This window comes from Virgibacillus tibetensis (genome assembly GCF_036026595.1).
Taxonomy (GTDB): Bacteria; Bacillota; Bacilli; order Bacillales; family Amphibacillaceae; genus Virgibacillus_P; species Virgibacillus_P tibetensis.
On record NZ_JARZFX010000010.1, the window covers coordinates 13,549 to 26,541 of the forward strand.

13 protein-coding genes, 1 tRNA gene and 1 other RNA gene are annotated in these 12,993 nt (G+C 38.3%); 5 read left to right on the plus strand and 10 right to left on the minus strand.

Going from position 1 to position 12,993, the window contains the following annotated elements:
• Positions 1 to 25: 25 nt before the first annotated feature.
• The 3 genes from QGM71_RS16075 to tadA form a co-directional block, all read right to left on the minus strand.
• Positions 26 to 214 carry an aspartyl-phosphate phosphatase Spo0E family protein gene (locus QGM71_RS16075; RefSeq protein ID WP_327608588.1) on the minus strand — a complete coding sequence of 63 codons (189 nt, stop codon included), beginning with the start codon at positions 212 to 214 and terminating at the stop codon, positions 26 to 28.
• A 195-nt stretch (positions 215 to 409) separates the two neighbouring features.
• An RNA gene (gene ffs / locus QGM71_RS16080) (signal recognition particle sRNA large type) lies at positions 410 to 675 on the minus strand.
• Positions 676 to 787: 112 nt separating this feature from the next.
• Positions 788 to 1,255: a tRNA adenosine(34) deaminase TadA gene (gene tadA, locus QGM71_RS16085; protein WP_327608589.1), complete on the minus strand. Its 468-nt coding sequence runs from the start codon at positions 1,253 to 1,255 to the stop codon at positions 788 to 790.
• 98 nt (positions 1,256 to 1,353) lie between these two features.
• Here tadA and QGM71_RS16090 point away from each other — a divergent pair, with 98 nt between their 5' ends.
• Both QGM71_RS16090 and QGM71_RS16095 read left to right on the plus strand, forming a co-directional pair.
• Positions 1,354 to 1,887: an isochorismatase family cysteine hydrolase gene (locus QGM71_RS16090; protein WP_327608590.1), complete on the plus strand. Its 534-nt coding sequence runs from the start codon at positions 1,354 to 1,356 to the stop codon at positions 1,885 to 1,887.
• Between the two features lie 63 nt (positions 1,888 to 1,950).
• The gene (locus QGM71_RS16095) at positions 1,951 to 3,240 is read left to right on the plus strand and encodes a glycoside hydrolase family 18 protein (protein ID WP_327608591.1); all 1,290 of its coding nucleotides are present in this window, start codon (positions 1,951 to 1,953) and stop codon (positions 3,238 to 3,240) included.
• 831 nt (positions 3,241 to 4,071) lie between these two features.
• Here QGM71_RS16095 and QGM71_RS16100 read toward each other — a convergent pair.
• On the minus strand, positions 4,072 to 4,587 hold the full coding sequence (locus QGM71_RS16100; protein WP_327608592.1) for a type 1 glutamine amidotransferase domain-containing protein: 516 nt from the start codon (positions 4,585 to 4,587) through the stop codon (positions 4,072 to 4,074).
• A gap of 69 nt (positions 4,588 to 4,656) precedes the next feature.
• On the minus strand, positions 4,657 to 5,097 hold the full coding sequence (locus QGM71_RS16105; protein ID WP_327608593.1) for an RrF2 family transcriptional regulator: 441 nt from the start codon (positions 5,095 to 5,097) through the stop codon (positions 4,657 to 4,659).
• Positions 5,098 to 5,235: 138 nt separating this feature from the next.
• On the opposite strand from QGM71_RS16105, the gene hmpA reads away from it, so the two are divergent.
• Entirely contained in the window at positions 5,236 to 6,465 is a 1,230-nt protein-coding gene (gene hmpA / locus QGM71_RS16110; protein ID WP_327608594.1) for an NO-inducible flavohemoprotein, read from the plus strand.
• Positions 6,466 to 6,745: 280 nt separating this feature from the next.
• Here hmpA and acsA read toward each other — a convergent pair whose 3' ends face one another.
• The 3 genes from acsA to QGM71_RS16125 all read right to left on the minus strand — a co-directional run bounded on the left by acsA (position 6,746) and on the right by QGM71_RS16125 (position 10,121).
• Positions 6,746 to 8,461 carry an acetate--CoA ligase gene (gene acsA / locus QGM71_RS16115; RefSeq protein ID WP_327608595.1) on the minus strand — a complete coding sequence of 572 codons (1,716 nt, stop codon included), beginning with the start codon at positions 8,459 to 8,461 and terminating at the stop codon, positions 6,746 to 6,748.
• Positions 8,462 to 8,697: 236 nt separating this feature from the next.
• Entirely contained in the window at positions 8,698 to 9,933 is a 1,236-nt protein-coding gene (locus tag QGM71_RS16120) for a dicarboxylate/amino acid:cation symporter (protein ID WP_327608596.1), read from the minus strand.
• A 112-nt stretch (positions 9,934 to 10,045) separates the two neighbouring features.
• Positions 10,046 to 10,121: transfer RNA gene (locus QGM71_RS16125), tRNA-Arg, on the minus strand.
• Between the two features lie 142 nt (positions 10,122 to 10,263).
• Here QGM71_RS16125 and QGM71_RS16130 point away from each other — a divergent pair.
• Positions 10,264 to 10,905 carry a deoxynucleoside kinase gene (locus tag QGM71_RS16130; RefSeq protein WP_327608597.1) on the plus strand — a complete coding sequence of 214 codons (642 nt, stop codon included), beginning with the start codon at positions 10,264 to 10,266 and terminating at the stop codon, positions 10,903 to 10,905.
• Between the two features lie 25 nt (positions 10,906 to 10,930).
• Complete coding sequence (locus QGM71_RS16135; protein WP_327608598.1) at positions 10,931 to 11,614, plus strand: deoxynucleoside kinase; 684 nt, start codon at positions 10,931 to 10,933, stop codon at positions 11,612 to 11,614.
• Positions 11,615 to 11,778: 164 nt separating this feature from the next.
• Here the strand turns inward: QGM71_RS16135 and QGM71_RS16140 are convergent, their stop codons facing one another.
• Entirely contained in the window at positions 11,779 to 12,075 is a 297-nt protein-coding gene (locus QGM71_RS16140) for a TIGR04104 family putative zinc finger protein (protein WP_327608599.1), read from the minus strand.
• 13 nt (positions 12,076 to 12,088) lie between these two features.
• Positions 12,089 to 12,904 (minus strand): pyrroline-5-carboxylate reductase, encoded by an 816-nt coding sequence (gene proC / locus QGM71_RS16145; protein ID WP_327608600.1) that lies wholly within the window; start codon positions 12,902 to 12,904, stop codon positions 12,089 to 12,091.
• Between the last annotated feature and the right edge of the window lie 89 nt (positions 12,905 to 12,993).

A 12,993-nucleotide genomic window follows, 5' to 3' on the forward strand; every position in this document is an offset into this window, starting at 1 on the left:
TCTTTGCGTTTGTAAATAAACCAGATTAGTTAAAGCAAAGCTTTCTTCTTTTTATATGCAAGTGCTTGTTTAAAAGGTCATCGAGCTGCTGACTGCATTTAATTGTTCTTTCATCTAACAATCCGTAAGTCATTCCTAATTCAACCATCTCTCTCTTTTTAATCAAGATGGCTGCCGCCAGTTCAGACTGGTTAACTTCCATTTCTATCGACATCTTGCTACTTCCTTTCAACTAGTGAACTAATTTTTATGTAGGACTTTTGTTTCAAAACCGCCAAAAACTAGTATGATTACTTTTTGGGAATATATCAATAGATTCTACAAAAGAAGTCAAATCTTTACAAAGTCAGACAAAGAATATAGAAAATCCCCTGCCAATCTATGTTGGCAGGGGATTTAAATATGTAAGCCGTGCACCCATCGTTGATGCGACGTCCCTATGCGTTACTTAAGTTCATGGCTCTGCTCAGGCTTCCCTACGGCACACAGAAAAGTCCACTTACTGCTGCTTCCTTCCGGACCTGACAGAATTCATGGGTTCCTGTTGCGCAGGACCTGGGCGTCAACACCAATTCCTTAAGGCAGACCATAAAATCGCCTCACCTAAGATGGGAATTCAGTCTCGCTATAGCGGATTGCGAGTACAGGGCACCGCTACCTCCCCACTTAGCACGACATTCATTATTATAACGATTTTCAGGCGAAAATGCAATGATGTTTACAATCAAATTTATGGTAATTCTACATTTAATCTAATAAGAGCATAGGCTTGTTCTGCCTATTTATTTTAAAGATTACCCTTTTTCCTTGAACGCAGCTCTTTGAAAAAATCCGTTAGCAGTTGCCCGCATGCTTCTCCCAACACGCCTCTCGTAAGCTCTACTTGATGGTTAAACCGCTGGTCTTCGAGTAAATTCATTAAAGAACCTGCACAGCCAGCTTTAGGATCTGCTGCACCAAATACTACACGCCGAATTCGAGATTGTACAATCGCTCCAGCACACATTGGGCAAGGTTCAAGCGTTACATAAAGTGTACATTCCTCCAAGCGCCAACTCTTAATTTTTTTATTGGCTTCAGCAATTGCAATAAGTTCAGCATGGGACAAAGTTGTCTGTGACGTTTCCCGAAGATTATAGCCACTGGCAATTACCTCGCCTTTATACACAATAACTGCCCCAATAGGAACTTCGTCCTGATTGCGTGCTTTATTTGCTTCCGCTATCGCTGCCTGCATAAACTTTTCATCCAACACATATATCACAACACTTCTTTAAAGTTTGAAAATAAGTAAATAGGTAAATAAGTAGTATAGGATTATAAAAACATCCTTTAACTATTAGGAGGCAAAAAATGAAAGAATCATTATCAAATACAGCTGTAGTATTTGTAGATATTATCAATGATTTTGATTTTATTGGTGGTGAGAATTTATTAAAAAATACAGAAAAAATATTACCAAACCTTATAAAACTAAGGAAGTTTGCCAAGGAAAGTAATCTGCCTATCATTTATGTTAATGATCATTATGGATTATGGCAAGCTTCTTTTCAAAAAATAATTGATTATTGTAAGAATGATAAAAGCGAAGAGATCATTGACGCATTAAAACCTGATGATAATGATTATTTTCTCATAAAACCCCAGCATTCTGCCTTTTTTCAAACACCACTTCAATCCTTACTTACGGAATTGGATAAAACTCATTTAATTATGGCTGGTATTGCTGGGGATATCTGTATTTTGTTTACTGCCAAAGACGCGTACATGTATCAACTAGACATGCATATCCCACAGAACTGTATGGCTTCAGAAGAAGTGGATAACAATAATTACGCATTATATTTAATGCGCTCCGTTATGGATGCAGATATTGAACCAATTTAGGTTATATAGTGGGCTCCCTCTTCATAGAGTGTAAGTAGCATATCATTAGAAGGAGGGAGTCACTTGCAGATTCATGTGGTACAGCAAGGAGAAACTTTATGGGAAATTGCCGCTATATACAACACGTCTGCTACCGCAATTACGGATGCAAATGAATTGGAAACGCCAGATAATCTTGTTGTCGGTCAAGCATTAGTTATCCCTATTATTGGTCAATTTTATTTTGTAGAGCCTGGAGATACCTTATACTCAATTGCACAGCGATTTGGGATGTCTGCTCAAGAACTGGCTCAAATTAATAATTTTCCGGTAGGTAATATACTTCCTGTTGGTTTCCGTTTATATATCCCGCCCCAAGCAAAAAGAGCTATTCAATCAAATGCCTATATTGAACCAATGGGGGACGCTGTTTCTCAAATCTTAGAAAACGCTGCACGTAAAACTACCCCATATTTAACCTATTTAGCCATCTTCAATTACAATGTAAACCGGGATGGGACGCTGACCCCGCCGCCACTAAATGGCCTGGCCGAAATTGCCAGGACAAATAATGCAGGCTTAATGCTCGTCGTAACCAACCTGGAGGAAGGTTCATTTAGCGCAGAGCTTGGTCATATTATCGTAACTGTTCAAGCCGTCCAAAACACATTACTGGATAATATTATTAATATTGCTCAGGAGATAGGTTACACTGATGTGCATTTTGATTTAGAATTCTTACCTCCAGAAGATAGAGAAGCTTATAATAGCTTTTTGCGAAAGGCCAAAGACAGACTGGCCCAGGCCGGATTATTGATGTCTACCGCTTTAGCACCGAAAATAAGTGCAGAACAAACAGGTCAATGGTATGAAGCTCATGATTATGCAGCACACGGAGAAATTGCAGACTTTGTTGTACTGATGACTTATGAATGGGGGTATAGTTACGGACCAGCAATGGCTGTTTCACCTATCAATGAAGTAAGACGTGTAGTCGAGTTTGCATTGACAGTAATGCCCGCAGAAAAAATATTACTTGGGCAAAACTTATACGGATATGATTGGACACTTCCTTTTGAGGAAGGTGGAGAAGCAGCACTAGCAATAAGTCCCCAGCAGGCAATCGCAATCGCCAGGGAAAATAATGCCGCTATTCAATATAATGAAACGGCACAGGCGCCATTTTTTACTTACTGGGACGAACAAGGAAATGAACATGAAGTCTGGTTTGAGGATGCAAGATCGATACAGGCTAAGTTTGACTTAATTAAAGAATTAAACTTACGAGGAATAGCTTATTGGAAGCTCGGTCTGGCCTTCCCCCAAAATTGGTTGCTATTGCAGGATCAATTTATAGTACAAAAAATAGAATAGGGAAAAACTGACCCCCTAAGTGGTCAGGAGTTCTCTTTAAGGATGCAAAATACCTAAGTATCACTAAATAGCATGTGAAAAAATATGCAGAATTCATGACAGGTCAGATCTAGAAAGGAATTCTATTGTAGTTATCAATTCTGTTCATTTATTTTATGTCCTTCATTGCCTTGATGAAGGACTCTTTTCCTTTTATCTAACTGCGTTTGGGCCTTCATTGCCTTGATGAAGACCTATTACCTGTGATCAAACCACGATTGAGTCTTCATTAACTCGACGAAGACCTTTCTACCTGTCATCAAACCGCAACCGAGTCTTCATTAACTCGATGAAGACCTTTCTACCTGTCATCAAACCGCAACCGAGTCTTCATTAACTCGATGAAGACCTTTCTACCTGTCATCAAACCGCAACCGAGTCTTCATTACCTTATTTCTCCTAACATAGTAAAATAGCAGGAAAGCTTGCAAATTACTCTTCTATCTTTATTCTGAATTTCAATGCCAATTCTTAAGTGATTTGCATTGTTCTTCCTTGTTAGCACCTCAAAAGGGAACCAGTTACCTATCTGGGGTTAGTTTCGCTTTTGAGTAGAAAGTACAAAATTTTTGGTTTATAAAGTTGTTTGTCAGAAAGAGCCACATCCGGCTCTAACGGACAGGACAAGGAAGGCTTCTTTGAAATACATCTCACCATTCAAAGTGTTCTCTTTTTCAAGGACGTGGCGTTTCCATCGGCCAGCGCTAAAGCTGTAGCTCAATTTCCCACCCCCTTTATTATAATCTAAATCAACATTGATTCCTGAAGTTTAAGGAAGCCCGCGCTTTTGTTCTATTTTAATACATTTAACGATTCTCGGTTAAAAGCAGGAATATCATTTGGGTTACGACTTGTTACCAATTGATTGTTACAAACCACTACTTCCTCATCTACTACCTTTGCACCCGCGTATTCCATGTCAACCAGGATGGAAGTATATCCAGTTGCTTTTCTGCCTTCTAATGCTCTCGCTGTAATTAACAGCTGTGGGCCGTGACAAATAGAGAGTACAGGCTTCTTCTCATCCATAAAATGCTTAGCAAACTTTACAAAACGTTCATCCGCCCGCAATTGGTCTGGAGAGAATCCTCCAGGGATAAATAAGGCATCAAAATCACTTGGATTTACTTCATCAATCCCTTTATCAATTGTAACTGCTGCTTCCTTATTTTTCCCTGTTACTTCTTTTCCTTTTTCCTTTTCAATAGTTACTACTTCATGGCCAGCATCCTTAAATGCTTTAGCAGGATCTGTATATTCTACATCCTCGAATAAATCAGTAATAACTGTTGCTATTCTTTTACCCATGAATAATCCGCTCCTTCTTAGAGAAATTACTACATAGATAGGTCTTCCCATTTTCGACAAATTGAAACATCATTTGCTGAGCCCCATTAACTCTCTAAGCTCATTTTCATTAACTATCAGATCTTTAATAGTATACTCATCCAGCACCTTTAAAAAAGCGTGTAAAGCCTTATTCAAAGCATGTTTCAATGTACATCCAGGTGAGATGACACAATGATTGATACCTTTATCAAAGCATTCCAGTAGAACAAAGTCATTTTCAAGTTGACGAACAACTAAACCAACATTAATTTCTTCTGGTGGTTTAGCCAGGCGAATACCTCCGCCTCTTCCTCTGATAGATTCAATTAATTCAAGCTTTGTCAGCTCGTGAACAATTTTCCCTAAATGATGCTGTGAAATATCGTATACACCAGAGATTTCCCTAATACTTGCGAGTTCACCATCCGATTTCATTCCAGTAAAGATTAAAACTCGTAAAGCATAATCTGTATATTTTTTTAAATTCATTCATATCTTCCTTTGTTAATGACTTCACATAATTGTAACACAAAGTAGGTTTCCCCTATTGTCATAGTGTTTATTTTCATTATACAATAAAGGTGTATTCAAAATACATCTTTAAAATTCCAAAGGGAGTGCTTTACAATGACAACACAAGCTACAATAGGGTTAGATCAGCAAACAAAAGATATTATAAAAGCAACTGTACCTATTTTACAAGAGCGTGGAGCTGAAATTACAAGCCGATTTTACGGGCTTATGTTAGAAAATCACCCAGAATTAAAAAATATATTTAACCAAACCAATCAACGTAAAGGAGATCAATCCAAAGCGTTAGCAAACACTGTATACGCTGCTGCACTGCATATTGATCAACTGGAAGAGATCCTGCCACATGTAAAACAAATTGCCCACAAACATAGAAGCTTAAATATTAAGCCTGAACAGTATCCTATCGTTGGGAAATATTTATTACTAGCAATGAAGGACGTGTTAGGTTCTTCAGCTACTGACGAGGTTATCGAAGCTTGGGGTAAAGCATATGGTGTGATTGCAGATGTATTTATTACGATTGAAGAGGAAATGTATGAGGAAACCAGGAATACTACTGGTGGATGGGTTGGCTTTCGTAATTTTAAAGTTACTAAAAAAATAGTAGAAAGTGATGTAATTACATCGTTTTATTTAGAGCCTGTCGATGGTAATCTCTTCCCATCCTACAAAGCGGGACAGTACATCACCGTGAAAGCCAAGATCGATGGTGAGCCTAATGAACATCTGCGACAATACAGCTTATCCTGTGCACCCACAGAAGGGGTATATCGTATTAGCGTAAAACGTGAAGATGCAATAGGTGCTAATCCAGCTGGGATCGTGTCCACATTTTTACATGAAAAAATACAGGAAGGCAGCGTGCTGCCAATTAGTGCCCCATCAGGGGATTTCAGTCTTGATCAGACAGATTCACGCCCATTGATATTAATAAGCGGTGGAGTTGGTTTAACACCAATGATGAGTATGCTGGAAACTGTTATTAAAGAACAACCTGAACGTGAAGTAATCTTTATTCATGCAGCAAAATCCGGAAACCTTCACGCGATGAAAGATAGAGTAGCAGAAATTACCAGTGATTATGAGAAGGTTACTTCCTATACGATATATGATAGTCCTCTTAAAGATGATAAATGTGATAAAGAAGGCTATATCGATTTTGAATGGCTATCGTCTATTTTGCCAACAAATGATGCGGCATTTTACTTCTGTGGACCTAAAGGATTCATGCGTGCAGCATATCAGAACCTGAAAAAATTTAATGTAGCAAACGATGATATTCATTTTGAAATATTTGGTCCAGCGGAAGATATATCAGCATAATCAAGAATCTCTGTATAATGCTGCGTTCATTCAGCAGTCGGCTTGCTTAATCCCGCGGTCAGAAAAATTTATCAGCGCTTGTTCAGCTTTATCCCGCGTTCTACCCGGTTCATTCAGCGGCCACCCCTTTGGGTGAAGTGTATTTCCGGAGCAGAGTTACGTCAATAAAAAATTACGTCGCACTTTATAGAAAAGCTGTAGCAAAATTATATGAAGTTAACCATTAAAAAGTTAGCCACTCGTCTCCTTTTAGACGAATGACTAACTTTTTTTGTTTTTATTATTCTTCCAACGTAGAAGTATCTCCTGTTGGTAATCCTAATTCCCATGACTTAAGCAGCCGACGCATGATCTTACCACTGCGTGTTTTAGGAATTGAGTCCCTTACTTCCATCTCCCGTGGTGCCGCATGAGCACTTAAACCAGTTTTTACAAACTGTCGAATATCCTCAAGTAGTTCATCAGACTTTTCATAGCCATCATTCAATGTAATAAACGCTTTGATTATCTCTCCACGTTCTGGGTGTGGCTTCCCAATCACACCAGCTTCAGCAACAGCAGCGTGCTCAAGCAATTTACTTTCCACTTCAAAAGGCCCAACGCGTTCACCTGCTGTATTAATTACATCATCCAATCTGCCCTGGAACCAAAAATAGCCATCTTCATCCTTGTATGCACTATCTCCTGATACATACCAGCCATTTACGAAATAGCTTTCGTATTTACTGGGGTTATTCCAAACAGCACGCATCATCGCTGGCCAACCTTCCTTAATGGCCAGGTTACCCATCTGATTTGGAGGAATCTCATTACCTTCATTATCGACAATTGTTGCTTTAATTCCAGGTATTGGTTTGCCCATCGAACCTGGACGTATTTCTTCTGAAGGCAGGTTTACTATAAGCTGTGCCCCTGTTTCAGTCATCCACCATGTATCATGAATGCGTAAATCAAAGGCCTTTAATCCCCATGTAACAACTTCCGGGTTTAATGGCTCCCCAACACTCATTATATGGCGCAGGGAGGACAAATCGAATTTATTTACAACTGCCTCACCTGCACTCACTAGCATACGTAAGGCCGTTGGAGCTGTGTACCATACCGTTACATTATGTGTATCCAACGTGCCATACCAATCTTCCGGAGAGAAACGTCCTCCACGCACGACATTCGTATTACCGTGCAGCCAAGGGGCAAAGATACCATAGCTTGTTCCTGTTACCCAACCTGGGTCAGCTGTACACCAGTAAACATCATCTTCCTTCAGATCAAGCACCCATTCACCTGTAGCATAATGCTGGATCATAGCATTATGTACATGATAAACACCTTTTGGTTTACCGGTTGAGCCAGATGTATAATGAAGTAGCATTCCATCCTCTAAGTCTACCCACTCGATAGCAAAGTTGGCAGATGCCGTTTGCATTTCAGAATGGTAGTTAATATATCTAGCAGATCCAGCATCAGACTCTCCAACCAGGATTATTTTCTCCAAAGCCGGCAAATCTTCCTGTGGAACTCTTTCCAGCAGTTCTGGTGTTGTAATTAGTATTTTTGCTTCACTATCCTGCAGGCGGTCACGAACTGCTTGTTCCATAAACGCTTCAAATAATGGACCTGCAATTGCTCCTGTTTTTAAAATACCAAAGAAAGCAACGTAAAATTCAGGACTCCTCGGCATAAATAGAAATACGCGATCCCCTTTAGTTACATCGTATTTTTTTAATACATTTGCAAACTTGTTGCTCTGTTCACTTAATTGTCCAAATGTCAGTTTTTCTTCTCGGTTAGGAGCTGAATATATTAAGGCAGTCTGGTTCTTTTTATTCGGATCCTGTGCATGGCGGTCGATTGCCTCATGGGCCATGTTTACCTTTCCGGTTTCATTCCAAGTAAAGTTACGCTTCATATCATCCCATGAAAATGTTTCACACATTTCCTCATAGTTTTGTAAATTATAGTCCCCTTTTTTTGCAGGTATTCGTTTTACATCCATCTGATCACCTCATTGTTAGATTTGAAATCGCTTGCAATAATTTAAACAATTAATTGTAAATTATTTAAATATTTGATAACTAATCTTATTTTAGAACATTTTATGACAATTTAAAAGTAAAAATGATTATACACCTTGCTTATTGTCGAAATTCAACGATTATGACAGGGTAACCTTGAGCCATTCACTGAACAAAAAAGACACACTTACTACTAATTAAGTGTGTCTTTAAAAGGTTATATAGTTGGTTGTGCCTTTTTACTATCATTTCGTTTTTCATTTTCTGAAATTATATAAGCACATGTTGCATCACCTGTTATGTTGAGCGAAGTCCGCAGCATATCCAACAGACGGTCAACTCCAATAATAAGTGCAATTCCTTCAACAGGTAGTCCAATTTGGTTTAACACCATTGCAAGCATGATCAGACCCACACCTGGAACACCTGCAGTTCCTATACTAGCTAGAGTGGCTGTTAAAATAATCATGACGATATCAGTGAAGCCCAGTGAAATGGCATATACCTGAGCAATAAAAATAGTTGCAACTGCCTGCATAATAGCTGTGCCATCCATATTTATAGTTGCACCCAATGGTTGAACAAAGCTGCTGATCGATTTTCTGACTCCAAGGTTTTCCTGAGCAACCCTCATGGAAATAGGTAACGTTGCACTGGAACTGGACGTACTGAACGCAACAGACATTGCCGGAAAGAATCCTTTATAGAATTTAAGAGGGCTGGCTTTTCCAAGTCCCCAAATAGCCAAACTGTACGTAAAAGCCCCGTGGATAATCAACGCTATTATTACTGCCACCATATACATTGCCATTGAGCCAAGCGCATCTAGCCCAGCATCACCTATGGCTGAAGCTATTAAAGCAAAGGCACCATATGGAGCAGTCTTCATAATCAGGTTAACTAGGAAAATTAAAATCTCATTAAACTGCTCAAACAATCGGGAAATTCCGCTCGTTTTCTCACCTAGTACCGCAAGTGCAATACCAATGAAAATAGCAAATGCGATAATTTGCAGCATGTTACCAGTAGTCATTGCCTCTATCGGATTCGTTGGAATAATATTAATCAATGTTTCCATAATAGGGGGCGCTGAAGCAGCTTCGTACTCAGCACTGCTAACATCAAAAACCCCTTCCTTACCGGGTTCGAGTATATAACCTACTCCAAGACCAATAATTAAAGCAACCGCAGTAGTTACAATATAAAAGGAAATTGTCTGCAAACCGATTTTTCCAAGCTTAGCAGGCTCTCCTAAACCAGCCGTCCCCAAAACAATTGATACAAAAACAATCGGTACTACAATCATCATAATTAAATTTAAAAATAACTGTCCAATCGGATTTAATATATACGTATCAATAGGAGCAAACAATTCCGGTGATGAAAAACTCAACCCAACACCAACGATGACCCCTAAGATAAGAGCAATAATAATTTTTTTAGTTAAACTCATAGTAGTAATTCCTTTCTACTTTATATTTTTGTCGAATCTTAGCTTCTTAGTAGAGAAATGTAAGTATGTTAGTAAAAGTATGAGGGTACAATGCAATGAATTTAAATTGAGTTGGTGCCCTCGGCAGGATTCGAACCTGCGACACACGGTTTAGGAAACCGATGCTCTATCCCCTGAGCTACGAGGGCAATGAATTTTAAAACAAGTAATACTCATTATACAAAATTATTACTACTTAGGGAAGAAGAATTTTTTCGACATGGTCGGGATATGTATTCTATGATAAAATAAAAAACATCCGTTGGGATTGATTTGATAGGAGGAATAGCTATGGCAGAAGTACCTTTTATTGCAATAGAAGGGCCGATTGGGATTGGAAAAACATCTCTTGCAAAAAAACTCTCTGTCCATTTTGATTTTCATTTATTAAAAGAAATTGTCGAAGAAAATCCTTTTTTGGGCAAATTTTATGATGATATAGATGAATGGAGCTTTCAAACAGAAATGTTTTTTTTATGTAATCGTTTTAAACAGTTGGAGGATATTGAAACCAAATATTTAAATGAAAATAAAGCAGTTATTGCTGATTATCATATATCAAAGAACATGATTTTTGCTAAACGAACGCTACAAGCTGATAAATTTGAAAAATATGAACAGATATACCATATTTTAACTAAAGACATGCCTGTACCGAATATGATGATTTATTTACATGCCGGATTGGATACAATACTAGAACGAATTCGTAACCGGGGCAGGGATATTGAACAAAATATTAAGCCTTCCTATCTTGCGCAGCTTGCACAGGATTATAAAGCTTACATGAATGAATTTGAGTTGCTGCATCCAAACATCCCTGTCATTCGCATCAATGGGGATGAAAAGGACTTTGTCCGCCATCAAGATGATTTAGAAGATATTATTGAACATGTCAACAAGCATTTAAAAAACGCTACTGTGCTAAAATGATAATACGTTTAAAGGGGAACTAAAAATGAATTTACGAGAAAAATACCTTATTCCAAATGATAGCATTATAACGATTGCAGGTACGGTTGGAGTAGGTAAATCAACAATGACAAATGCCCTGGCAAATGCGCTCCAGTTTAAAACTTCCTTTGAAAAAGTAGATACAAATCCGTATCTGGAGAAATTCTACGCTGACTTTGAACGTTGGAGCTTCCATTTACAAATTTACTTTCTAGCAGAGCGTTTTAAAGAACAAAAGAAGATCTTTGAATATGGTGGAGGATTTATTCAAGATCGTTCTATATACGAGGACACAGGAATATTCGCCAAAATGCATTACGATAACGGGACCATGTCTGCAACAGATTATGAAACCTATACGAACCTTTTTGATGCAATGGTAATGACTCCATACTTCCCACACCCAGACCTGCTCATCTATCTGGAGGGGTCGTTTGGTGAGGTGTTGGATCGTATTCAGGACCGAGGCCGAAAAATGGAAAAAAGTACACCAATTGCCTATTGGCAAGAAATGTATAACCGATATGAGGAATGGATCAATAACTTTACGGCATGTCCAATTTTACGGATTAATATATCTGATTATGATTTAATGAAAAAAGAAGACTCAGTTGAACCTATTTTAGAGAAGATTGGTCACTTTATTCAGCAATCCAGAGGATGGAAGTCGAGAGAATTGATGAAGTAATGGATGGCACCTTATTTCAGGTGCCGCCCCAGCTTTAGTCACTATTGATAACTGCGACGTAATAGCAATGTTCATTTCTTGCTTTGGGCCGCAAATTACATCAGTAAAAAATTACATTGCAGTTTATATTTAACAACGAGTTAAGATTAATCACTTAAAATAACCTACCATAATGCCTCTTCTTCTTTACTTAGCTCAATCCAGAAAGGTGTAACAGATAAAATAATAACTAATAATACAATTGCCAATACAGTTACCCAGGTTACTGATAAATCCAATAAAATACTTGAAAATAGGATGAAAGGTGACACTACAACAGGAATTATCGTACTTTTCATTCGCCCTCTGGCGGAGTAATAATTGCCTTCGTGGCAATAGGCACAGATCATTTTAATACGAAATGATTTCTTCAATGTCTCTCTATAACTCCACCGCTTTCCACAATGAGCACAAATCGGCACCGAAACACCTCCTCTATTTGCTCTTACCTAATTCAATCGAGCGGTCGCGTGCATTTTCCACACATTCCTTTACAATTCTCTGAAAATCATTCTTCTCCAATGATTCGAGACCTGCCTGTGTAGTTCCTGCAGGGCTGGTTATTTTTTTTCGTAAAACATCCGCTGGTTCTCCTGATTTTTTCAGCATTTCACCTGCGCCACGAATTGTTTGAGCGATTAAATCTTTCGCTGTTTCTCTATCTAATCCTGACTCTACTGCAGTTTTTTCCATTGCTTCTACTAGATAATAAATATATGCAGGACCACTTCCGGAAATCCCTGTTACGATATGCATTTTATCTTCCTCAACAATTGCAGTTGTTCCAATTGTTTCAAACAACTCCTTTGCCTCTTTAAGCTGTTCAGTTGTCGCATACTTCCCGGCTGAAATAGCTGTCGCAGAATAGCCAATAGATGCAGATGTATTAGGCATTGCGCGAATAACTGGTGCATTAACGCCGATTAAATCAGTAATAGTATCCGTCGATATCCCGGCAACTACTGAAATAAATAACTGATTTGGTTTAACAAACTCTTTTATTGACTGGATGGCAGCTTCGAGATCGTAGGGCTTGGTTGAAAGTATAATGATTTCTGCATGTTGTATAACTTTCTCTTTATCCACAATACTTTGTATATGGTACCTTTTTTGCAACCTATCAATTCGTTCTTTATTGTTTTTATTTGTAACAATAATTTGCTCATCATCCACTATTTCTGCTTTCACTATTCCGGCGATAATAGCCTCAGCCATTGATCCTGCACCGATAAATGCGATTTTTTTATTCATTTTAATAAACTCCCTTATTAAGATATAATCTAAGCCGCACCCAGTAAGTAATTTTATAAAAGTATGTACTTATAAAATCGTATTATACT